Below are 217 nucleotides of genomic sequence, written 5' to 3' on the forward strand. Positions count from 1 at the left end.
CTGTTCGGTGCCCATTATTCTTGCGGCGCAGAAAAACCAAGCCCCAATTTTCTGAATTCGCTGGGTGTGCAGCCAATTTGAAATTTAAAAATGCGATTGAACGTGGCCAACGAAGCAGGATTCAGTAAGTACCACTTTGCAAGACTTTTTAAAGAAATAACAGGGACCACCTGCCACAACTATCTGTTAGGGCGACGGCTTCTCTTTGCCAAAACCC

Annotated in this window: 1 protein-coding gene; it reads left to right on the plus strand. The window is 45.6% G+C overall.

All coding sequences use genetic code 11. The features are described from left to right. Positions 1-90: 90 nt before the first annotated feature. Positions 91-217, plus strand: a 127-nt coding sequence (locus tag H6B10_RS19230; protein ID WP_204652565.1) for an AraC family transcriptional regulator, incomplete at its 3' end; no start/stop codon positions are given.

The organism is Gemmiger formicilis, assembly GCF_016901605.1.
In the GTDB taxonomy this organism is placed as follows: domain Bacteria; phylum Bacillota; class Clostridia; order Oscillospirales; family Ruminococcaceae; genus Gemmiger; species Gemmiger formicilis_B.